This is a genomic window from Flammeovirga kamogawensis (assembly GCF_018736065.1).
GTDB lineage: Bacteria > Bacteroidota > Bacteroidia > Cytophagales > Flammeovirgaceae > Flammeovirga > Flammeovirga kamogawensis.
In genome coordinates, this window is the sequence record NZ_CP076129.1 from 1,259,366 (window position 1) to 1,282,358 (window position 22,993).

A 22,993-nucleotide genomic window follows, 5' to 3' on the forward strand; every position below is an offset into this window, starting at 1 on the left:
TAACTTACCAAATAACAGCCAATACTACCTTACAGACTGACCTAATATCTTAAAATAGAATAAACCAATGACAATCAAAGATACCAATAGGAGTTCGGTTCTATCGAACCAAATGGATGAGTTATACCTCAATGCATTTCAATCAAAATATATTACAAAAGAAGCATTAGAAGGAAATGAACGTCTGCATTTTTTTGATGTAGAGGATGAAATTGATTACAAAATTCAGATCAATCATGTAAGATCAAAATACAGTAAAGAAATGGCAGGGGTAAAGAAACCCCAATTGCCAAGTGGAGCTAAATGTCCTATCTGTATAGAAAATGTGGGTAGTAAAGGAAAAGAAAATTTGCAGCATATTCCAATAGAATTAGGTACAACTCCATTTTTTTTACAATTGACTCCTTTTCCTTTGTACCATCATCATTTTGTCTTGATTTCTGAAGAACATAAGCCGATGGAAGTTAGCTCAGAAAGTTTTAAAAATCAGCTTAACTTTTTAGATATGCTTCCAACTTATACGGTATGTTCTAATTCTGATAGAGAATGGGCAGGAGCTTCAATATTGTCACATTTGCATTATCAGGTTTTTAAAAAACTAGCATTGCCAATTTTTAATACAAAAGCTAAAGCACAATTCATACAAAACCAAGTAACTTATACACTTTGCAACTACCCGTTAACGGTAATAAAATTAGAGGGAAAAGATAGAATTCTAATAGAAATTGCCTTGCAAACTGTATTAAGTAAATGGAGAGGTACCAATAATGAAAATACTTTTAATACAGCAATGCGTAGGTTAAATAATGAATACCAAGTGTATTTAGTATTTAGAAATCCAGCCTTTAGAACTCCAGAAAACTTACTTAAATATAAATACGAAGGAGTAGGTGTTATAGAAGCATGCGGAGAAGGAATTTTACCAACGCCAGAAGGGGAAAATGCTCAAGAACTCAACGAGGCAATTAAAAAAGAAGGGAAACATATCATCAAAGGTATTTTAGAAGGTTTAAACCCTCTGTCAGAGGGGGCAGCACTTGCTTTTTTTAATCAGTTAAAAGGCGAATAATACAAGAGATTAATAGGTTGAGTTTATTCTAATTTATTAATAATTAAATCAAGATTCTTTAAAAGTTCTTGTGTATTTTTACAATATTAAATTTCGCTTAATAATATTAATCATAAATAAAAAATTGAATAATAGTTTATTATTTGGGTAAACAGTATTTAATTTGGTTATTGCAATTAACAAACACATATATAAATAGTATTTTTTAAAAGAAAAGAATAACACTTACTACATATTATACCATGAAAGCACTAGTTAAATCAAAAGCCGAAAAAGGCTTGTGGATGGAAGATGTAGCCATTCCAGAAGTAGGACCAAACGACGTCTTAATTAAAGTCTCAAAATCTTCAATTTGTGGTACAGATTTACATATTTATATGTGGGATCAATGGGCACAAAATACTGTTCGTATAGGCCAAACAATTGGGCATGAGTATGTAGGGCATGTTGCTGCTTTTGGTAGCGAAGTAACATCATTTAAAGAAGGTGATAGGGTAACAGGAGAAGGACATATTGCATGTAACAGGTGTAGAAACTGTCGTCGTGGCCGTCAGCATATCTGTGAGAAAACAATAGGAATTGGTGTAAATACAAATGGTTCTTTTGCCGAATATGTTAAGGTTCCTGCTGCTAATGTGATGAAAATTAATGCACAAATACCAGACGAGGTAGTGTCTATAATGGATCCACTAGGCAATGCAACTCATACCGCTTTATCTTTTCCATTAATTGCAGAAGATGTATTAATTACTGGATCTGGGTTAATTGGTAGTATGGCTATACAAGTAGCAAAATTTGCAGGTGCTCGTCACATTGTTGCTACAGAAATGAACGAGTACAGAGCAGAACTAGCTAAGAAAATGGGAGCTACAAGAGTGGTAAACCCAGCTAAAGAAAAGCTAGAAGATGTAATGGCTGAGTTAAATATGAGTGGTTTTGATATTGGTTTAGAATGTTCGGGCTCTCCGATTGCTTTTAACCAATTAATAGATAATATGTACAATTCTGGTAAGGTATCTTTATTAGGAATTTTACCGCAATCTGCTCAGGTAGATTGGAATAAAATTATTTTTAGAGGACTTACACTAAAAGGAATCTACGGTAGAGAAATGTACGAAACTTGGTATCAAATGGAACAAATGCTTCTTTCTGGTTTAGATATAGCACCAATTATTACACACCGCTTTGGTATTGATGATTTCCAAAAAGGATTTGATGTAATGGAAGAAGGAAATTGTGGAAAGGTTATCTTAAATTGGGATTAGTTCCTAGAATAAATCAGTTACTGTTTTAATAACGCAGAAATAAAAATACAATGAGTAAGAAAATATACGAGAGTCTTAAAGAAGACTTGAAACAGATACAAGCAGATGGTCTTTATAAGAATGAACGTATCATTACTAGTCCTCAAGATGCTGAAATCACTTTAAATACAGGACAGAAAGTATTGAACTTTTGTGCTAACAATTACTTAGGGTTATCAAACCATCCTAACTTAATTAAAGCTGCAAAAGATGCTATGGATACTCATGGTTTTGGTATGTCATCTGTTCGTTTTATTTGTGGAGCAACAGATTTACATAAGAAATTAGAGGAGAAAATTGCTGATTTTTTCGGTACCGAAGATACAATTTTATATGCGGCTTGTTTTGATGCAAATGGTGGTGTTTTCGAACCATTATTAACTGCAGAAGACGCAATTATTTCTGATACTTTAAACCATGCATCTATTATTGATGGTGTGCGTTTATGTAAGGCAAAGCGTTTCCGTTATGCAACAGCAAACATGGAAGATCTAGAAAAGCAATTGATTGCCGCTCAAGAACAACGTTATAGAATTATTGTTACTGATGGTGTATTCTCTATGGACGGTCACGTTGCTCCAATGGACGAAGTGGTGAAGTTAGCAGAGAAATACGATGCTTTAGTAATGGTGGATGAATGTCATTCTGCAGGTGTTGTTGGTAAAACGGGTAGAGGTGTAACAGAACACTTTGATATACGTGGAAAAGTGGACATTATTACGGGAACTTTAGGCAAAGCATTTGGTGGTGCTATTGGTGGTTTTACAACGGGTAAAAAAGAAGTAATAGAAATGTTACGTCAGCGTTCTAGACCGTATTTATTCTCTAATTCTATTCCTCCTTCTATTGCAGCAGCAGGTATAGAAATGTTCGATATGATGAATACTACCGATGAACTTTCGAAACAATTACACACTAATACAGCTTATTTTAATGAGCAAATGTTAGCTGCTGGTTTTGATATTAAACCTACTGACTCTGCAATTTGTGCTGTAATGCTATATGATGCGGAATTATCGCAACGTTTTGCAGAAAAATTATTAGAAAAAGGTATTTACGTGATTGGTTTCTACTTCCCTGTAGTTCCTAAAGAACAAGCACGTATTAGAGTACAACTTTCTGCTGCACATACACAAGCACATCTTGAAAAAGCTGTGGCTGCGTTTACTGAAGTAGGAAAGGATTTAGGCATTATTTAGTCTATCAACATATAGAAAAAAACACCATACAATTACTGTATGGTGTTTTTTTATGTATCGCTAATTAGATTTGATGTCGTCTAACATAGACTGAGCAAAATAATCTAATGGTTCATTTTTCTCTTTTTTCTGTGATTTCACATACCCAATTCCAAAGGCAAACGATAGTGTTGTAATCAGTAGTAGTGTCATAAAATTTTAGTTTATAGTTTTATATCTATTCTACTACATCAAACGATTAATTGTACAATCGGTATTTCCCATAAAGTTTCTTTTTTTTACCCAAAAGTATCAAACTTTAAAAAAAGAAGACATTATCAGTTGTAAATCACAGTGAGAAAAAAGCAAGTTATTCATCAAGGAAAGTCCTTAAAAGTTCTTCTAACTCTTCCTGTGATTTAAAGTATTTCGGTACCGTAGTTCCAGTATTATATACCTCTTCAATTGCTCTGATAGAAATGGTAGAGATTTCTTTTTCTTCTAATTCTTTCACTTTTGAAGGAATACCAATCTCTAAAAACATTTGTTTTAGTGCAGTATGAAATTTGTTTGCAGAAACAATGTCAGAATCATCAATAGAAGCCACACCAACCACTCTACCAAGATGAGCAATTTTTTCTGGAATAGTATCAATATAAAACTGAACAATAGAAGGTAAAACAGTGCCTATAGCAACACCATGAGGAATATGATATATTGCTCCTAATTGGTGTGCAATTCCATGTACCCAACCTAACCCTGCTTTTGTAAAAGATAGACCTGCATAATACGAAGCCTTTAACATCTGTCTTCTGTAAAATAAATTATCTGGTTCTGATACAGTTTTTTGTAATGCTTCAAAACCCAATTCAATTGCTTTTGTAGCATCTGTATTTGTAGCATTTGTACTTGCCAAACTAACATACGCTTCAATAGCATGAGTTAGTGCATCAGCTCCTGTTGCAGCAGAGATTTCAGAAGGTAAACCAATAATTAACTTTGGGTTTAAAACGGCATAGTCTGGTACAATAGCAACATCAACTATAGCCGCTTTTCTATTGACTTGTTTATCTGTAATTACTGCAAATATTGTTACTTCAGATCCTGTTCCTGCGGTAGTTGGAATACAAGCTAAAGGGTATCCTTTTTCTGTTACTTTAAATAAACCATCAAATTCTTTAGGATCCTTTTGTTGCTTTGCAGCCACATTTATTACTTTAGAAGCATCCATCACAGAACCCCCTCCAAAAGCAATTACAGCATCGAATTGATGATTAATACAGAAATTTTTTCCTTTTTCTATTGTTTCAAAGCTTGGATCGGATTCAATTTCAGAAAAAACACCAAGTGTCATATCTTGTGCTTGAATACACTTTACAAGATCATTTAATAAACCAAGTTTAAGAATAACCTCATCCGTTATTATAACAGGTCGTTTACAGTTTTGTATTAATAATTGATCAACTAATAACTGGTATATATTTTCTCCTTCTATTAATTGAGGTGCCTTATATGGCATTGCTTTTAACATTGGGATAGATTCTTGTGCAATTTTTTGGAAAACTTCTTTCCGCTCGGTAAATGACATCTTTTTCATCTTCTTCTTTATTAATTATAATTAATTTAACTATCACATTTTTAGATAGTTATTATTAGTTGTTGTACAAGGGTGCAAATACTTCTTTAGCAAAACTATCAATAGATGTTTTACTTGTATTTTCTAATAATCGAGGAGGAATGATACTTTGATTTTCATTTATTGCTCTACTCATATTCACAAATGCATTCGCCATATCTTGAGAGAAGCCCATCGATATAAGTCCTTCTTTTCCATTATTGTATGAGAGTTGAACATAAGGTATGCCTTCTCTTCCAACGGCATTTGCAAATGAATTAATGGCAGTTTTCATATTGACATCATGATTACCGAGTATATAAGTTATATCTCTATGCTCAAAACCTTTATTAATAAGGTGTTTTACTGCTAATTCACTAACATCTTGAGTAGCTACCATAGCAATAGATTTTTCTGGGTCTAACATAGACATCCCTATATTATTAAATTTAATAGAGTTGATATTAGACAATAGGTTTTCTAAAAAGAAAGCGGCTCTTATATGTAATACTTTTGTATTTGTCAGTTTGTTTAGTCTTTCTTCTTGTAGGTGTATTCCTTTAGCAGGACCCGCATTTTCCATATCGGTGTATTTATAACTTGATAAATTCACAGCATATGGCACCTTATTCTTCTGTAATCCATTAAATAAATTTTCACCAATTTTATTTTGATGATCTAATAAATTTTCAACATCATATTTTGGAGGAGTTACTATATAAGCAGCTTCAATATCTTCGAATATTTCTTCTACAAATTCTTTATCGTACAAATCTCCAATTTTAAAATCAGCACCTCTTGAAATAAAATCTTGTAACTTATTTTGATCACGTCCTATAACACGTACCTCCTGACCTTTATCTAATAATTCATTAGCAACATATTTCCCTGTATTTCCAGTACTTCCAATAACTAAATACATACCTTTAAATTTTAATGTAATAAACTGATTATCTATATTTTACAAAGGTATTGTATGTGTGTTGTAGATTGTTGAACAAAATAATTGAATAGTTGAATTTTTTCGACTGAAGGACAATCACATAAAAAAAGACACTAACATAGGTTATGTTAGCGTCTCTCATAAAAGTATATATTAATATAATTTTTAGTTAGTCATTACTTCCTAAGATTACTGCAGTTGTAAGCCCAAGAGTAGAAAGGTGTGTATCCGAACTTAAATCCATTGCTTCCCATTCAAGGCGCAATTCTAATTTTTCTGCAAGAATAATTCCTGCGCCAACACCCCATAATAAGCGAGTGTCATTTTCAGTGCCTGGTTGTTGAACACCAGAACCAGAGTTTTCATATTTTGCCCAAAAAGCACCTGCTTTAGCAAATCCAAAAATTGGCCCTATTTGAATTTTTCCTCTTAAAGAAACATCCCAACCAGTAATTTTAGATTCATAATCGTATCCTCCATCATTTGCTTTTACTTTTCCTAGTGAACGATATCCACCCTCGATACCTAAGAATTTTTTTCCAACACCTGCAAATACTTTCCATGCAAGTGCATTGTCACTCACATTAAAATCACTGCCACTAATATTAGTTAGCTTATGATCTGCAAAAGTGTTTCCTATACCACCACCAATCTTAAAAGATTGTGCACTGGCAAATTGAATAGATGAAAAAGTAAAAAATGAGAACAATAAAATTGGTAATAAGTAGTTTTTCATAACTTAAATAAACTTATGTAACAAACGTTATATCAGTAAGTTATATTATTAAATATGAATTAGTGAAATTATAAATGGTTTACTACTATAAAATCTTTTTATTGTTAAACTATGTCTATTGCTTAGTGTTGTTAGTTTGTTTTTTTAGATTGATTATTAAAATAAATTGAAATTCTTATTTTTAAGTTTAGTAGTGTTCTTCATTAAGTTTAACATCTTATTTAATTCATAAGAATTTACAGTATATGCTAATAAAATAATCTAGAATAGATTGCGTTTCAAATTTATACCAATTGAATAAGTTTATTGTTAAGGTAAAAATAGCTAACTAATTAGTCTCCAATAAGTACTTTTTCAAAATCAGCCATAAAATTAGACAATACAAAAGGGTCTAAATTTGAATGATCAAAAGTTATTGAAAGTGGAATAAATGATTGCCCATTTTGTTCGTAGCGTTTGCCAAAATAGAAAAACGGACGAGCAGAATCTAGTGCTGAAGTATGCAATTGAAAACTTGTAAATTGTAGATTTGGGAGATTACCAATAAAGTGTGCAGAAGCCCAAACAGTAGGAGGTAGAGGAGCAAAGTCTCCATCTTTATTAAAAGCTTGTTTTATCTTATTCCTATAATTAACAATAAATTCTTCTATAGTAGAATGGGCAGGGTTTTCTACTAAAATTTCAGTAAACCGCTTATCGCCACCAACTGCAACTGGACAGAAAACAGGTAGGTTATCAAAAATATACCACTCTCCCTCAATCATTCTATATCTAAAATAGGGGTGTTCTTTCATGGCTTGTACTAAACACCACATTAAGTAGCTACTAAAAGAAGCTCCATCAATTTTTTTGATCGTGCTTGCATAAAATTCAAGTCCTTTAGTTACATCTAACTGTAAAGTCATTTGTAAATTTGGCTCTCTAACAATATTCTTGTCATGAAAAAAGTTTAACGACCATTGTTCATAAGAACTAACGTCAGTCATTTCTAATTTCTTACCATCAAACTTTTCTAGAAGCGTACTTAAATCCATAATTTTAAAATGTTTAGACGCAAAAATAGCATCCCAAATCGTGAAAACGTTTCTAGATGCTACTTTTTATATATTTCTTTAATCTTATTAAGAGAAGACTATCGTGTATGAGAATCGCACATCTTCATTGTAGGGTGCACTTCTACCATTCCGTTATCATTAATAAAAACTTTACTTCTTTCCATTAAGAAAGGTAGTGTTTCTTCTTTTGGAAAAGGAACACCTGAACAAGCAGTAAAATGAATATCTTCACCCCATTTGTTAGAGATTGCATCCATTAAAGCAGCTGGTGTAAAAACAGCATCATTATCTTGTACTAAAAAGATTACCTCGTGAACGTGTGTCGTATTCATAAAAAAACAGTTTATTTTATTCTTTAATTTGATAACCAAATTTAATAAAAGATAAATTAGTCTTTTATTTTATTTAACTTTATTAATAATAAAAGTAGAGACACCTACATGTTTTAAACCCTTTTAAATTCTAATATTGTCTCGTCCTGAATTAGTGTTACACAAAACGTAACATTATGAATGAAGATCAAGAATATCAGTACACTAAACGTACACAAAAAGATTACAGCTACTCTTTTAAATTACAAGTTGTAGATGAAGTGGAACGAGGGGAAATAGGTATAACGGCAGCAAGACTTAAATATGGAATACAAGGTCATGGTACCATCCGTACTTGGATAAGAAAGTATGGTAATTTAGATTGGGATAATAAATCTGATTTAAAAATGGGAAAGACACCAGAACAAAAATTATTGGAGCTAGAACAAAAGGTTCTATTATTAGAGAAGCAAAAAGCTTCTTTAGAAAAACAACTCTACGTAACAGATAAAAAAGCAATTTTCTTTGATATGATGATCGATATTGCTGAGGATGAGTTTAATATTCCTATTAGAAAAAAGTCTTTACCCAAGCAGTTGACCAATTCAAAAAAGAAGAAAAAATAGGAGTCAAACCGACTTGTGAATTGCTTGGGTTAAATCGACAAATTTATTATCGTTCGAAAAGGAAAGTAAAAAAGAATAATAGTATTGCATCTAAAGTAGTAGACTTAGTGAAAAGAATTCGTTTGAAGCAAACTAAAATAGGGACAAGGAAATTATATCAATTACTTCTTCCTGAATTGCAATTACTAAATGTAGGTAGAGATAAGCTTTTTGATATCATGAGGGCTAATCGACTCGATATCAAGCCTAAAAAACAATATCATGTCACTACAAATTCTCATCACAGGTTTAAAAAGCATAAAAACCTTATTGAGCATTTGGAAATAAATAGACCTGAACAAGTATTAGTTTCTGATATAACTTACATAGGTGAGCGAAGTAACCCAATGTATCTATCCTTAGTAACAGATGCCTATTCTAAGAAAATAATGGGGTTAAATGTATCAGATAGTTTGAATGCAAATGGAGCTATTGCAGCATTAAAAGAAGCACTGAAAAATAGAAACTATGTTGATTTACCAATGATACACCATTCAGATAGAGGATTACAATATTGTAGTCACGAGTATCAACGACATCTTCAGGAAAATAAAGTATTGTGCTCGATGACGGAATCTTACGATCCTTATCAAAATGCGGTAGCAGAAAGAATAAACGGAATTCTTAAGCAAGAATTTATTTTAGGAATAAAAATTAATGATCTCGATTTAATGAATAAATTTATTAGAGAATCTGTATATATTTACAATAATGAAAGGCCTCATTGGAGTAATTATATGAAGACACCTGTTGAGATGCATCAGCAAAGTGAAATAAAAATGAGAACTTATAAAAGTAAAAATAGCACCGAGTCTACACTCGATGCTATCAATATATAATAGGTCTAAATCTGTAACGCTATGGACGGACTAGACATATCATCTCTAACTTTGTTTCAATTTTAATAAACGATACAGTAAAGCATGAGTAATTATAAAATTGTAAGGATATCTACTGCAGAACGAGCAATGTCTGAATATCCGATATTGGATGTAGAAGAGGTTGAAGAAAAGGGTGAGGAATTTATTGTTTCTAATAAGGATAATTGTGTAGACGAGGACCTTGATGATGAACAATTGATCTTTAAAGAATCAAGCACTTTATTGGGTAGGTTTGTTTGTGGCTATGAAGATGAAGACCCTTCATTAATGTTGATTACAAACGAGGAATACCAACAAATTATGATTTCTGTGGGGCAGTTTATTTTATCGCACCCTTTAATTAAAAATGGTGTAATTGATTTGAACGCAATCTATGAGGGTAAATCAAAATATTACAGCGAGAACTTTTTTGGACTTACATTAGAAGAAGCAGAGAAAGTAATAAAATGGGCTTTTGATAATAGCTTTGATTACGAAACATTCCTCAAATTCACCTATAATTATTTAAATAGAACGTTAAACGCATATAGCGGTAATTTAAACGATATCTTCAGAATAGAAGAAGAATAAAAACAAAAATCCTCTCTTTAAAGCAATTATCTTACTTTAAAGAGAGGATTTTATCTTATTTATTGAATTTAAAATCTAGAAGGTTCACATTGCCTTTTATGATTTTAAACTTTACTTTCACTGTACCACTAGGTAAAATTACTTTTTTAATTGATGTAGTTGTGTACTTTTCAAAATCACCAGTTTTTGGTAATAGGATATTTTCTACAACAACTTTATCATTGATTATAAGTTGAAGGATCCCCTCATTGTCTGTAGCAGAAGATTGAATTTCTAACGTATATTTTCCTTTTTTTGAAACATTAAAAGTGTATTGCATCCATTCTTCCTCTTCCGTCCAACTAACAATAGGTTGCTGATTATACGTTGTGATATCAACACCATCATTGCGGTAGAATTTACCATTGTTCCAAATCATCCAATCGCCACCATTATCAATGTGATAATCAGCAGAAATTTTATCATAATAAGCATAACCATCTCTACCTAAATCGTAATCTGCAAAAAGAATAGGAGCATTGGTAGTATGTACTTTAAAAGGTTTAGTATTGTAGTTATCTAATTGCCCCGTCATTGCATAAATAACGTCAGGAGCTATTACACAATTCTCTGTTTTATGAGATTCCGCATAATCCATTACGGCTGCAAAAGTCTCTTCTTTAGACAAAGGTGCTTTGTTTTCCCAAGATGTAATTAAAGCAGAATAAGATGCAGGAGTTACTACTTTTAAGATGTTGTTTGTTCGGCTCTTTTTTACAGGCCACCAAGACCATCCAATTTTATTTTTTTCATACAGCATTATACTATCAGAAAACCATGTATTAGAATTTTCTCCACTTTCGCTCATCCAAAGCGGTAAGCCATATTCTTCTCTCATTTTTAACCATCCATTTAGAACATCACTATTGTTGTTGTTCCAATATTTATGGAAAGTGATGACCATATTATCGTCAGCATCTTTTAACGAATGTTTACTTAGAGACTCGTAATTGTTACCCCAGCAATTGCCAGAAATAAACACAATATGGTTTTTATCCACCGTTCTTACCGCATTTATTAAACGCTCATGTAGCTCCCAAATCGGATCGTTATTTTCACAACCACAACCATTTGGTGAGGACTTGTCTGTAAATGCCCAGTTCGGTTCGTTAAATAAATCGTAACCAGCAATCCATGGAGAATCTTTGTACCTATCAGCAAGTTTTATCCATAAGTTTTCTAACTTCTTTTTGTTGTTTTCACTTTCCCAAAGAGACGGTAAATCAGTATCGTAATCAGAAATATTGGCATCTTTTCCTTGTCCGCCAGGTGCACCGTGCATATCTAAAATAAGGTACATTTCATTTTGAGCACACCATGATAATAGACTATCTGTTACTTCAAAACCCTTATTTATCCAAGTATTTGTCAATTCACCATTCGCTAAGGTATCTTCCTCTTCAATAGGTAAAGTAAACCATTTGTAATGTAAGGCAACACGTACAGAATTAAATCCCCAAGTTTTCATTGAGTCCAAATCAGTTTTTCTAAAATGGTTTTCAATCCAAGTATCGTAGAATTTATCTGTATTTTCCTGTCCCATAGTTTCTACTAATTTATCATGAAACTGGGTGTGAGTATTTACTCCTGCACTGGTAGATTGCATCATGTATCCTTCTTGGATAAGCCAGTTTCCCGTACCAATTCCTCTAAGAATATATTCTCCATCATCATTTATAATCTTTGTACCATCAGTACGTAAAAAACCTTGTGAAAAAGCACTTACTGATAGCAGTAAGCAAAAAGTAAGTAATTGTAAAATTTTAATCATTATTTAGTTATTTATTAGAAGTTACTGTCGTCATCTTTTGTTCATCTTGTTTCCAATTTCCATCTGTAAAATCAGGAAAAGGAATTGTTTTATTATTTTGGTTGATAGATAATTCTGATAACGGAGAAATTGCTAACCAAGTCAACATATCATAAAGATCGTATTTTGGTTTTCTTTTTTCTACTGTTGCTGAAATAAATTCATCCAAGACAAAATAATCCATTTGATGTCTCGCCGTTTTTGCTGCTTTATACTGTCCTTTTTTCCAGCATGTAGCATCAAAAGCATTAAATACTTGATATGGCTTCTCTATCCACTCATCTGCCACGCATTTATCTTGCAAGTGAAGGTGATTACCATGCTCTTGAATCCAAATTCCCTTTGTTCCTTGCACTCTAAAACCTAGTGAATAAGGACGAGGTAAATTTGTATTATGAGTGAGTACAATTGTTTCTCCATTTGCAGTGGTTAATGTACTCGTTACCACATCACCTAGCGTATATTTGTTTGTTGCATTAGGATGGTTTACACCTTTGTTTTGCTCAACATAACTTTTAAGTCCTACTGCTTTTGTAGCATGCGACACAATAGAAGTAAATCGATTTCCCTTATTAATTTTTAATAACGAAGCTATAGGACCAATACCATGGGTAGGGTACAAATCTCCATTTCTAAAAGTAGAGTGATGTGTTCTCCACGATGCCTCTCCTTCAACTCCATTTCCATAGTTCATGTTTTTATCAAACTTAATCGACCTAAGATCATGTTCGTATCCGCCTCTACAATGTATAAGTTCCCCAAAAAGCCCTTGGTCAATCATGTTCTGAACAGCCATTACATCTCTATGAAAACACGTATTTTCTAAAATCATACAAGTGGCTCCACTTTTCTCTTGTGTTGTTTTCAAATCAAATAATAACTCCATGTTTTGAGCACTTGCCGCTTCTATTCCAACATAAATAGGAAATTGAAGAACATATTTAGCTACCTCAGGGAATACATCCCAAGGAACAGAAATAATTACAGCATCAAGAATTATATCTTTAAACAATAATGTATAATCACTATTATAAAAAGTAGGTAGCTTTTTATTGTATTTTTGAAATAAAGCAATTGCTTTTTGCTGATTTACTAAAGAGGGTTCAATAACTATTTCAATAGATATATCTTCTCTTTGTAAGCAATTTTCTAAGTGAATACTACCTCTATAACCGGCTCCTATTATTCCTAATTTTATTGTATTCATTTATAGTTTTAAAAAAAATGTCACGGATGTTATGTTCATTGCTTAATAGATAATGTTTGTTATTAATAAGTATCAATTAACAATTTTATTTAAAGAGTTTAATTGATATGGAGGGTATTTACTTCTATTATTGCAGATACAATGTAGAGTTATCATTTTTTAATTTTAATGATTAAAGCTCGAAATTTAATTTATTTAACATATTTAAATGTATTTTTTTACTGATAGTGACTAAATAAATCATTTAAATTATTAATATTGCTTTTATAAATAATAAAAAATATAAATTATTTATTTCATTATTATTTATACAACATTATACTCGGTTAGACTGAATAAAAAACTGATCGCAAACCTAACTTACTTTTAATCAATTACGACATATCATGAATACTAAACGAAGAGATTTTCTGAAAACAGCAGCAATTGCAAGTGCGGGTACTATTGTAGCTCCGGGAATGGGGTTTGCTAAATCTAAAAACGAAAAAGTTAAACTTGCCTTTATTGGTACTGGAGCTAGAGGAATATGGCATTTAAATAACGCTTTATTAAGAGAGGATACAGAAGTTGTTGCTATCTGTGACACAGACGATAATGCAATAAAAAATGCACTTAAATATGTTGAAAAGCATGGTAAAAAGAAGCCGCAAATTTTTGGTAAAAACGAACTAGATTACAGAAATATGCTTGACCTTAAAGAGGTGCAAGGTGTAATTATTTCGACTCCATGGGTTTGGCATACACCTATGTCTGTAGATAGTATGAAAGCTGGTAAATTTACTGGGGTAGAAGTTTCTGCAGCAATGACATTACAAGAATGTTGGGATTTAGTAAATGTGCATGAAGAAACAGGGTCGCATTTAATGATTCTTGAAAATGTATGTTACCGCCGTGATGTAATGGCTGTTTTACAGATGGTGAGAGAAGGGTTGTTTGGAGAATCAATGCATGCTAGATGTGGCTACCAACATGATCTTCGTAATGTGAAGTTTAATAATGGTGTAGATATTTATGGTGGCGGTGTCGAATTTGGAGAGAAAGGAGCATCAGAAGCTAAATGGAGAACGCATCATTCATTACATAAAAATGGAGATTTATACCCAACGCACGGAGCGGGCCCTGTAGCAACATATATGGACATTAACCGAGGTAATAAATTTGATACAATTTCGTCTTTTGCTACTAAAGCAAGGGGACTAAATGAATATATAATTGAGAAAGGAGGGAAAGACCACCCGAATGCGAACTTACCTTGGAAACTAGGTGATATTGTTACATCTACAATTTCTACTGCCAACGGAGAAACAATTATAGTAACACATGATACCAACCTACCAAGGCCGTACTCTTTAGGTTTTAGATTCCAAGGCACTAAAGGTTTATGGGAACATGAAGATGGTTACAGTGCAAAACACGGTAACTTAATGTATATAGATGGCCAAACTAAACCACACCAATGGGATGATGCAAAACAATGGTTAGATAAGTACGATCATCCACTTTGGGCAAAATACGGAGAAACAGCTACAGGAGCAGGACATGGCGGAATGGATTTCTTTGTAATGCATGATTTTGTCAATTCTATAAAACACAATATTGCACCTCCATTAGATGCTTATGATGCAGCGGCTTGGTCGGCAATTACACCGCTATCAGAACGCTCTATAGAAGAGGGTGGAGCGGTACAACATTTCCCAGATTTTACAAGAGGCAAATGGTTTAAGCGTGAGCCAATTTTTGGTAAAAATGAAGTTTACTTATAAAAAAGTAAAGATTGTTATACTTAACAAGTAAAAGAAAGAGGTAGATCTCCTCATTATTTAGAATCCGATTATTAAAGTGAAAGCTTCAATAGTCGGATTTTTTTATATAGTTGAAAATTAATCATTTACAGTGTGGAATGCTGTTTTTATTTATTTGTGATTTAATCTCTTTAACAGCTCTTAATTGTCACCTATAGACTAGAACTTGTCTATATACCGACATCAATTACTAATCTCATGTTTAAACACATATATATTATTTCTCTTATTTCAGTGCTCTTTTTTTCATGTACAAATGATAAGGAAGAAATTATACCAGAAGAGCCTGTTGTTATTAAAAAAAATATCGACGTACCTTTTCCAGTTGTAGATCATAAGACAGATGAAGTAGCAACTTCTAAATTTAATGCCAAAGATTATAGATTAAATAGAATCGAATCTAATTTCTTAGGTATAAATATTTCTTTTGAATATGATGATGACAATATTGTTATCGGAGGTGTTGTAGAAGGTTTTAATTACCAGATTTCTTATGATTCTCTAGATAGGATAGTTAAGATTGAAGTAGACAACGGATCTATTTATGAAATTAACTATTTGGCATCACATGAAATCCATTTAAAGCGTACTGATATTTATAATTATAACCATATTTTTAAATATGTAGTTAATGATGATAACCAAGTAATAAATTATAGGTATCAACTAGAATACGCTGAAGATACAGAAGATAATACAACATTTTTTGATATGAACTATTACTATGATGATCTAGGTAATGTAGAACACTCTCTTGATAATAAAGATATCATTAATATAAATCACAAATTTGATACTGAAATTGATAACCCCTATGCAAGTGTGAAAAATGTTTTAAGATTTTTATGGGCAGATGCAGGGAAACATATTTTAGTAGAGGTAGAGTCGAAAAATAGAGTAGCTCAGTGGTATGCTAGTGACTATTATATTTATACTGAATCGGATTTATCTTTAAATATAAAACTTGAAAACCAAAAGTTTGAACAGGAATTGTATTTTGAAAAAATCTAGTTGATATAGAGAAGTAATTATGTAAATGCTCGATTTTGGGAAATTTCCCAAAATCGAGCATTTTTGTTTTTAAAGAAAATTGTGTTAGAATTCTATGAGGTCCTTACCCATTTCTATATACAGTGCTATAGGTAAAAGTGGATCGTCTGCAGTGAAGATATGATCTTGAATATATTCATATTCTCCCTCTGAGATATTAGTAAACCCAAGTAAAAATACATGACCGGCTTCCTCTTCAAATTGCATAGTGAAATAATTAATTTGATGACTAAAAGAGATTGCATCAACAATTTTACCCATTGTTTTGGTATTACCATGTTTAGCAATAACCTGTTGAAGATCGTGTATTAAATTGTTATCATTTCCTTGTGAAGCCCCATTAACTTGCTGAAGTCGCATCTTCATTATTTCGCAAAGTTTTCCTAAATACGCTAGGCGTAAAGATTCTAAACTGATTAAATCATAATCAAGTACATTCATAAAACTCCATGTAGACAACTCGTCTACCATTGCAATCTCATCTTTTTCTGAATCTGGCATTCTGTATTTAATTAACCAATATTTTATTTCAGAATCTCCTGGAATGAACTTAAATTTAAAAGTCCCCTCATCTATGATTTTCATAGTTTTAGGAGCTTTACCATATTCACGAGGGTGCATTAGCCAATTAGCTAATTTTTGTTTTGGATCGTCATTGTTACTTTTTGTTTCTTTAGTTTCTGTTATTACAGTGTTAGATTTTGAATTGAAAAATTTAGAAATAAGTTTTGTAAACATAGTTGTTTTGTTAAATTGGTATAGTGTAGAGTAATGGCAATCAAAGTATTGGCGTTGTTAGTTTCTTAACTATTATGAATTGATCTATAAAATAAAAAACACATTAATACACCAATAAATAATACTTTAGCAAAAGTATTACCAATTAATTGATATGAATATTATTACTCTTTTTTTAATTAGATAAATTAATATGAACACTTAACTTTCCATCCACCAACAAAAATTTGCAAGTAGCAAAAATTAGTAGTAACTAAGTATATTGATAGAGTAATAGACAATGAAGATGATTTAGTTAAAGAATTATTGCTCGTTTTATTACTTACTACTTGATTAGATTTTAATAACACTCAACCTATAAATATGATTGTTCAAACTACAATTAGCAATATAGAAGCTACGCTTTCTTTTTATAAAAAACTCAATTTCGAAGTGCTCAATTTGGGCGAAAAATATGTGTTTCTATCAAACTCTGTTCAATTACAAGCTGTAACTAAAAAGTCTTCTAGAAAAGGAATTGTTTTATATAAAGGTGATATAGGTTTAGATGTTCAGCCATTAATAGAAAGTAGCATACATAGCCAAACTGAGACAGAAACAATAATTATGTCGCCATCAGGAGCATTAGTTTATCTCTTAGAAGGTAATGCACCTCTTTTAAATAAAGTAGATGTAACACCATTAGTTGGTACTTTTGTAGGAATAAGTTTAGAATCTCTTGATTTAAATAAATCAATGACTTTTTGGGAGCAGTTAGGTTTTAAAATGGCTATGGGAGATGCCCTTCAAGGATGGGTGAGTTTATCTAATGCTACAGGTGATATAATTAGTGTAATGAGAGCAGGAATGTGCCCTCATCAATTTAGTAACCCTTCGCTTACATTTTTTAATGGCGATAATAATTTAGAAGTTATTGATAAAGTAAGAGCGGCTAACTTAACGATAAAAGAAGAAATTACTCAATTTAGTAAAGAGGGTATTGTAGATAATATTGTTTTAGAAGATCCAGATGGTTTTGGCTTTTTTGTTTTTAATGATTAATATGTATTACTGTTTAGTTAGAAAATAATTTAATAACTCAATAAGCGTAGTTTAAAAAACTACCAATTCTTAAAATGTCATTTTGATGAAAAATAACCCAAAAGTATAGTGACATTTTTATATTTCTAATATAACCTAGAAAACAGACCTGAAATGGTCTAAAACTTTATTTATTATGCAAAAAAAATTAATGGCCGAGTTTCTCGGAACTGCTTGGTTAGTTATTGGAGGCTGTGGTAGTGCAATATTTGCCGCAGGTATTCCAAGTGTAGGTATTGGCTTTTATGGAGTCGCGTTAGCCTTTGGTCTAACAGTATTAACAATGGCATATGCTATTGGTCACATTTCGGGTTGTCACTTAAACCCTGCAGTTTCTTTTGGTTTATGGGCCGGAGGACGTTTTTCTGGTAAAGAGCTTTTGCCGTATATTATTTCACAAGTATTAGGTGCAATTGTAGGTGCTGGAATTCTATACACAATTTTTACAGGTAAAAATCCAGATATTGGAGGTTTTGCAGCAAATGGTTATGGCGAACATTCTCCAGAGGGATATCCTATGATATCTGGTTTTATTACAGAATTTGTAATGACTTTCATGTTCTTAATAATAATTTTAGGAGCTACACATTCTAAGGCACCAAAATACCTTGCAGGTGTTGCAATTGGGTTAGGACTTACACTTATCCATTTAGTTAGTATACCAATTACTAATACATCTGTAAACCCTGCAAGAAGTACATCTCAGGCTTTATTTGTAGGTGGTTGGGCAATACAACAGTTATGGTTATTCTGGGTAGCACCAATTTTAGGTGCAATAGCAGCAGGATTTACATATAAGTTTTTATCTCCAGAAGAAGAATAAAAATTAATTAAGACAATATTTTGTAAACCTCTTGATACATATACATCAAGAGGTTTTTTTATGTTAAAAATGTAACCTTCAGCTTATTAATAAATGTTTGCTATATACCCTGATTTTAAAGAAACATTGTTGCTATTTGTGTAGTATACTATCATACAGAGATTTAGAGAAAAAACACTTATTTCTGTTACAATTATCATCACAATTACACAAATCGTCATCATCATGAGAACTTTAGTAACAATCATTGCATTTTTCACTGTTATATCAGCATTAACCTGGATTGCAGTAGACCAATCAGATGTGGTAGAACACATAAATCAGAATCCTAGATCACATTTTCACATCAAAAAATAATTCATTTAAAGTGAAAAGAAATGACCCTTACAATTTAATATTGTTGGGGTCTTTTTTTGATTAAAAATTAATGGTAAGAGTTTTAACCCAATGCTTTTATTGCCCTGTTTTTTTTAAAATCTAAAGATAATTATTTGATAGTATATCAACTCAAATAACATTATGAAAAATAAAGACCTCACCTATAAAATAAGTGAGGTCTTATAATTTTTTTCATTACTACTTTATGTCAATTTTGAGTTCATTAGTATAAGGGAATAAAGAGCGTTAATACCCTAATCATTAAGAAATAAATTTCATTTTTCGTAGAAAATTAGCCATAACAGTAGATCAAGGTTATAAAAATGAATAAAAACATTTGACGTATTAATATTTATTTACATATTTGAAATGTGTGATATTTATATTTTTTATAAATATATGAGTACTAGAATGACAACTAGTATTGATTATTTTTTTTGCTACTATTATGAATAAATTTTTAACTATTGTTTTTATGCTATTTTGGGCATTAAATGCTCATGCATTATCTATAAGTAATCTTTATGGATCTGGTATGGTAATGCAACAAAATGCTAGTGTTACTCTTTGGGGTTGGGGACACCCTGGAGAAAAAATATCTGTAAAGACTTCATGGGGAGAACAAACGACTACAGTTGTAGGAGCAAATTCTAATTGGAAAACTATAATTAAGACGCAAGAAGGAGGTTTTAACCCAGAGTCGGTAACAGTTACTGGAAGTAAATCAAAGATTGTTTTAAAAGATATATTAATTGGCGAAGTATGGCTTGCTGCTGGGCAAGATAATATAACGGCTACTTTTAAGGATAGTGTAAATTTATCGAATCCAATTTTTCAGAAAGAAGAATATAAAAAAGGACTTCGTTTTTTTACAGTCGATAAGAGACCATCAATGTTTTCTCATGAAGATATTAAAGGGCAATGGACAGGTACATCTGAGTCTAATCTTTTAGAAACGAGTATTTTAGCGTATTACTTTGCTTTTCAAATTAAAGGGTTTACTCAAATTCCTGTAGGAGTAGTTATTCAGGATTGGGGACATGAACCCATAGATAGTTGGCATACAGAAACTGCTATGGATGAGGAACTTGCGATGGTAAATAAGCTCGAAGAGATCAAAAATCAGCCATTTACACCTCATCACGAAGATATTGCTCATCATGCAATGATGTATCAATTTAGAAACTATAAAATTGCCGGTGTTCTATGGTCGCATGGTAAACATGAAATAATTAAGAAGAACGATTATAAAGATAGCATGCTTAAGCTGATTAAAAATATGAGAAATCAGTTTGGAGAAGTACCTTTTTACTATGTTCAAATAGCACCTTATAAATATGGAAACATTACAGCAGGAGCAAAAATAAGAGACCAGCAAAGAGAAATTTTGAGTATCAAAAAGACGGCAATGGTGGTAACAAGTGATATTTCGCACCATAACGATTTTAACCCTCAGAATAAAGATGACATTGGCGTTAGACTAGCCAATATAGCTTTAAAACGTATTTATAAGAAAATTAACGATGAAGTTGTAGAGTCTCCTAACATGATGTTTATACAAAGAAAAGGACGCACACTTTATGTACATTTTTCTAATAGTAAAGGACTTCATTTTGCTAAAGGAGATAGAGGAAATTTTGAAGTTTGTTCTGAAGATGGTATTTACCATCCTGTACCAGCTTTAATTCATAAAAATATTGTAGAGTTAGATCTTAAAGGCATCAAAAAGCCTCAATTTGTTCGTTTTGGATGGAATAGTAAAGCGAGACCATTTTTAGAAAATGAGGTTGGTTTACCAGCTTCTTGCTTTTCAAAACAAAAAATTATTGAAGGTGATACGTTCTTTTAACAGCAAATAGATTATAATAAAATAAGTATAATAATCGCTTAAAAAAAAGCCACTCAATTAATATTAGATCTTATTAATTAAGTGGCTTTATCTTTTCAAAAATAAAGTCATTATAGAACACAGCTCTATAATGACTTTTTGATGCTGATTGATTAAATGGACTCTAGTGTATTTAAGATATCCTTAACACTCATTCTTACTTTGTAGTTAGGATCATAATGTCTTGCAATAATTTTCCCATCTTGCGAAATAATGAAAGTTGCAGGTACAGGAAGAGATGCTTTTTTAATAGCATTCGTTTTCGTTAAATCGTTTTCATATTTTTTAAGCATATTTTGGTACCCATCGTTTACGTCAAATGTTACCTCAAAGCTATTCATAATATCCATTTTTTTGTCTTCTACCATTTCGAAAGTAAAACCTTTCTTTTCGGCTAACGCTGTAAAACGTTCTTGATTTTCTGGCGTAACAGCAATAAATGTAGCTCCTTTTGCTTCAATCATGCTTAAAGAGTCTTGCACATTAATAAGGTGTTTTACGCAATAGGGGCACCAACTTCCTCTAAAGAAGTTAACAACAACAGGACCGTTCTTTAGTGCTTGGTCTAAAGAGTACGTTTTGTTGTTTTGATCTTTACCCTTAAAGTTTTTTACAGATTCTCCTACTTTTAAACCAGGCTGAAGAGTACCTACAGTAACACCGTATTTTTCATAAATAGCAGTTTCTTGTGCCGAAGTAATTTGAATACTTCCGATTAGGAATAAAATGATTAAAAGGTTTTTCATTACGAGTTGATTATTTAATGTTTGTGTTTAATTTTTGACTGACAGGTCAAATATAGTGATTGCTTTTTAAATTCATACTCTTTTTATTGATTTTTTTAGTAACATTGTAAAAACAATAACCAATACTATTTTAGATAGGGAGTATGAAAGTTGAAGGAAAAGTAGGAGAGTTTTTTAGAGTTGAAGAATTGAATTCTTCTAACCATGCTATTTTGCAAGAAAAATTTTCTACAGAAAAAACAATATTATGGTTCTTAGATAGTACAACTCAATTAATTATTGATAATGTTCCTTATAAATTCAAGAAGAACCAAGTAATTACTTTAACTGAATTTTATAATATTGATGTTGTAAATATGGGTGAAACTAAGATGTTTCAATTTAATAGATCATTTTATTGTATTGTTGAACATGATAGTGAAGTGGATTGTAAAGGAATATTATTCTTTGGGGCAAAGCATTTACCAGTTCTCAATTTATCCAATGATGACACAGAGAAATTAGATATATTTTGGAAGTTGATACAATCGGAATTATTGATCGAAAATGACTTACAGTTATCTATGTTAGGTACATTAATGAAACAGATTCTTATTATTTGTACTAGACAACTTAAACAACAAGCAGATTACCTTAATAGTATCAATAAAAATCAACTTGATATAATTAGAGAATTTACTTTCTTAGTAGAAATGAATTATCTAGAAAAACACACTGTAGCAGAATATGCAGAAATGCTCAATAGATCACCAAAAACACTTGCCAATTTATTTTCTAAAAATGATCATAAATCGCCTTTACAGTTTATACAAGAAAGACGTCTATTAGAAGCTACTAGATATTTACAGTTTACAAATAACACAATTTCGGAAGTTTCCGATGCTTTAAATTTTACAGATGTACAAACTTTTAATAGATTTTTTAAGAGACATCTAAGCCAATCTCCATCAGAATTTAGGGCATTTTCTTTAAATAAAAATAAGGTAGAAGAGAGGTAATTTCGGCTTACTTATTTTCTATATAAGAAGTGAAAAACTTGACAAAATAGGTAATTTTTTTTTATTGACTATGAATTAGTTAAGGATTTTTTTTACCAAAAAACTGC

General features: G+C 31.5%; 23 protein-coding genes. 13 read left to right on the forward strand and 10 right to left on the reverse strand.

Translation table 11 applies throughout. The features are described 5' to 3' along the window. Nucleotides 1-67: 67 nt before the first annotated feature. The 3 genes from KM029_RS23270 (at nt 68) to kbl (ending at nt 3,572) form a co-directional block, all read left to right on the forward strand. Nucleotides 68-1,069 carry a DUF4922 domain-containing protein gene (locus KM029_RS23270; RefSeq protein ID WP_144076204.1) on the forward strand — a complete coding sequence of 334 codons (1,002 nt, stop codon included), beginning with the start codon at nt 68-70 and terminating at the stop codon, nt 1,067-1,069. A 242-nt stretch (nt 1,070-1,311) separates the two neighbouring features. Further along, the gene (gene tdh / locus KM029_RS23275) at nt 1,312-2,334 is read left to right on the forward strand and encodes an L-threonine 3-dehydrogenase (protein WP_144076205.1); all 1,023 of its coding nucleotides are present in this window, start codon (nt 1,312-1,314) and stop codon (nt 2,332-2,334) included. A 50-nt stretch (nt 2,335-2,384) separates the two neighbouring features. Further along, nucleotides 2,385-3,572, forward strand: coding sequence for a glycine C-acetyltransferase (gene kbl, locus KM029_RS23280; RefSeq protein WP_144076206.1), 1,188 nt, complete (start codon nt 2,385-2,387; stop codon nt 3,570-3,572). A 60-nt stretch (nt 3,573-3,632) separates the two neighbouring features. On the opposite strand, the gene KM029_RS27075 is transcribed toward kbl, so the two are convergent. The 6 genes from KM029_RS27075 to KM029_RS23305 form a co-directional block, all read right to left on the reverse strand. Further along, a complete protein-coding gene (locus tag KM029_RS27075) occupies nt 3,633-3,764 on the reverse strand; it encodes a hypothetical protein (RefSeq protein ID WP_260412642.1) in 132 nt (43 codons plus the stop codon). 157 nt (nt 3,765-3,921) lie between these two features. Beyond that, nucleotides 3,922-5,148 (reverse strand): iron-containing alcohol dehydrogenase, encoded by a 1,227-nt coding sequence (locus tag KM029_RS23285; protein WP_144076207.1) that lies wholly within the window; start codon nt 5,146-5,148, stop codon nt 3,922-3,924. A 55-nt stretch (nt 5,149-5,203) separates the two neighbouring features. Further along, nucleotides 5,204-6,088, reverse strand: a complete 885-nt coding sequence (locus KM029_RS23290; protein ID WP_144076208.1) for an NmrA family NAD(P)-binding protein — start codon at nt 6,086-6,088, stop codon at nt 5,204-5,206. A 190-nt stretch (nt 6,089-6,278) separates the two neighbouring features. Further along, nucleotides 6,279-6,845, reverse strand: a complete 567-nt coding sequence (locus KM029_RS23295; RefSeq protein ID WP_144076209.1) for an outer membrane beta-barrel protein — start codon at nt 6,843-6,845, stop codon at nt 6,279-6,281. Between the two features lie 332 nt (nt 6,846-7,177). Beyond that, nucleotides 7,178-7,879, reverse strand: a complete 702-nt coding sequence (locus tag KM029_RS23300; protein WP_144076210.1) for a CatA-like O-acetyltransferase — start codon at nt 7,877-7,879, stop codon at nt 7,178-7,180. A 98-nt stretch (nt 7,880-7,977) separates the two neighbouring features. Then, on the reverse strand, nt 7,978-8,232 hold the full coding sequence (locus KM029_RS23305) for a DUF2492 family protein (RefSeq protein WP_144076211.1): 255 nt from the start codon (nt 8,230-8,232) through the stop codon (nt 7,978-7,980). A gap of 176 nt (nt 8,233-8,408) precedes the next feature. Between KM029_RS23305 and KM029_RS23310 the strand changes: the two genes are divergently transcribed. The 3 genes from KM029_RS23310 (at nt 8,409) to KM029_RS23320 (ending at nt 10,327) form a co-directional block, all read left to right on the forward strand. Continuing rightward, nucleotides 8,409-8,837 (forward strand): transposase, encoded by a 429-nt coding sequence (locus tag KM029_RS23310; protein WP_205125428.1) that lies wholly within the window; start codon nt 8,409-8,411, stop codon nt 8,835-8,837. Nucleotides 8,838-8,857: 20 nt separating this feature from the next. Continuing rightward, nucleotides 8,858-9,715 carry an IS3 family transposase gene (locus KM029_RS23315; RefSeq protein ID WP_205125414.1) on the forward strand — a complete coding sequence of 286 codons (858 nt, stop codon included), beginning with the start codon at nt 8,858-8,860 and terminating at the stop codon, nt 9,713-9,715. 84 nt (nt 9,716-9,799) lie between these two features. Beyond that, nucleotides 9,800-10,327 carry a hypothetical protein gene (locus KM029_RS23320; protein ID WP_144076212.1) on the forward strand — a complete coding sequence of 176 codons (528 nt, stop codon included), beginning with the start codon at nt 9,800-9,802 and terminating at the stop codon, nt 10,325-10,327. Between the two features lie 55 nt (nt 10,328-10,382). Here KM029_RS23320 and KM029_RS23325 read toward each other — a convergent pair whose 3' ends face one another. Continuing rightward, nucleotides 10,383-12,137 carry a cellulase family glycosylhydrolase gene (locus KM029_RS23325; protein ID WP_144076213.1) on the reverse strand — a complete coding sequence of 585 codons (1,755 nt, stop codon included), beginning with the start codon at nt 12,135-12,137 and terminating at the stop codon, nt 10,383-10,385. Between the two features lie 7 nt (nt 12,138-12,144). Beyond that, on the reverse strand, nt 12,145-13,383 hold the full coding sequence (locus KM029_RS23330) for a Gfo/Idh/MocA family protein (RefSeq protein ID WP_144076214.1): 1,239 nt from the start codon (nt 13,381-13,383) through the stop codon (nt 12,145-12,147). A gap of 386 nt (nt 13,384-13,769) precedes the next feature. Here KM029_RS23330 and KM029_RS23335 point away from each other — a divergent pair, with 386 nt between their 5' ends. Together KM029_RS23335 and KM029_RS23340 are read left to right on the forward strand one after the other, a co-directional pair. Beyond that, on the forward strand, nt 13,770-15,146 hold the full coding sequence (locus KM029_RS23335) for a Gfo/Idh/MocA family protein (RefSeq protein WP_144076215.1): 1,377 nt from the start codon (nt 13,770-13,772) through the stop codon (nt 15,144-15,146). Between the two features lie 237 nt (nt 15,147-15,383). Continuing rightward, nucleotides 15,384-16,196, forward strand: coding sequence for a hypothetical protein (locus tag KM029_RS23340; protein ID WP_144076216.1), 813 nt, complete (start codon nt 15,384-15,386; stop codon nt 16,194-16,196). Between the two features lie 84 nt (nt 16,197-16,280). Here the strand turns inward: KM029_RS23340 and KM029_RS23345 are convergent, their stop codons facing one another. Beyond that, the gene (locus KM029_RS23345) at nt 16,281-16,973 is read right to left on the reverse strand and encodes a hypothetical protein (protein ID WP_144076217.1); all 693 of its coding nucleotides are present in this window, start codon (nt 16,971-16,973) and stop codon (nt 16,281-16,283) included. 363 nt (nt 16,974-17,336) lie between these two features. Between KM029_RS23345 and KM029_RS23350 the strand changes: the two genes are divergently transcribed. From KM029_RS23350 to KM029_RS23360, 4 genes are all read left to right on the forward strand, one after another. Then, nucleotides 17,337-18,014 carry a hypothetical protein gene (locus KM029_RS23350; protein WP_144076218.1) on the forward strand — a complete coding sequence of 226 codons (678 nt, stop codon included), beginning with the start codon at nt 17,337-17,339 and terminating at the stop codon, nt 18,012-18,014. Between the two features lie 175 nt (nt 18,015-18,189). Beyond that, nucleotides 18,190-18,876, forward strand: a complete 687-nt coding sequence (gene aqpZ / locus KM029_RS23355) for an aquaporin Z (protein ID WP_144076219.1) — start codon at nt 18,190-18,192, stop codon at nt 18,874-18,876. Between the two features lie 225 nt (nt 18,877-19,101). Further along, nucleotides 19,102-19,233 (forward strand): hypothetical protein, encoded by a 132-nt coding sequence (locus KM029_RS27080; RefSeq protein WP_260412669.1) that lies wholly within the window; start codon nt 19,102-19,104, stop codon nt 19,231-19,233. Nucleotides 19,234-19,702: 469 nt separating this feature from the next. Further along, nucleotides 19,703-21,103, forward strand: coding sequence for a sialate O-acetylesterase (locus tag KM029_RS23360; protein ID WP_144076220.1), 1,401 nt, complete (start codon nt 19,703-19,705; stop codon nt 21,101-21,103). A gap of 152 nt (nt 21,104-21,255) precedes the next feature. Here the strand turns inward: KM029_RS23360 and KM029_RS23365 are convergent, their stop codons facing one another. Further along, nucleotides 21,256-21,888 (reverse strand): peroxiredoxin family protein, encoded by a 633-nt coding sequence (locus tag KM029_RS23365; RefSeq protein WP_144076221.1) that lies wholly within the window; start codon nt 21,886-21,888, stop codon nt 21,256-21,258. Nucleotides 21,889-22,031: 143 nt separating this feature from the next. On the opposite strand from KM029_RS23365, the gene KM029_RS23370 reads away from it, so the two are divergent. After that, nucleotides 22,032-22,886, forward strand: a complete 855-nt coding sequence (locus KM029_RS23370) for a helix-turn-helix domain-containing protein (protein WP_144076222.1) — start codon at nt 22,032-22,034, stop codon at nt 22,884-22,886. The last annotated feature ends 107 nt before the right edge of the window (nt 22,887-22,993 follow it).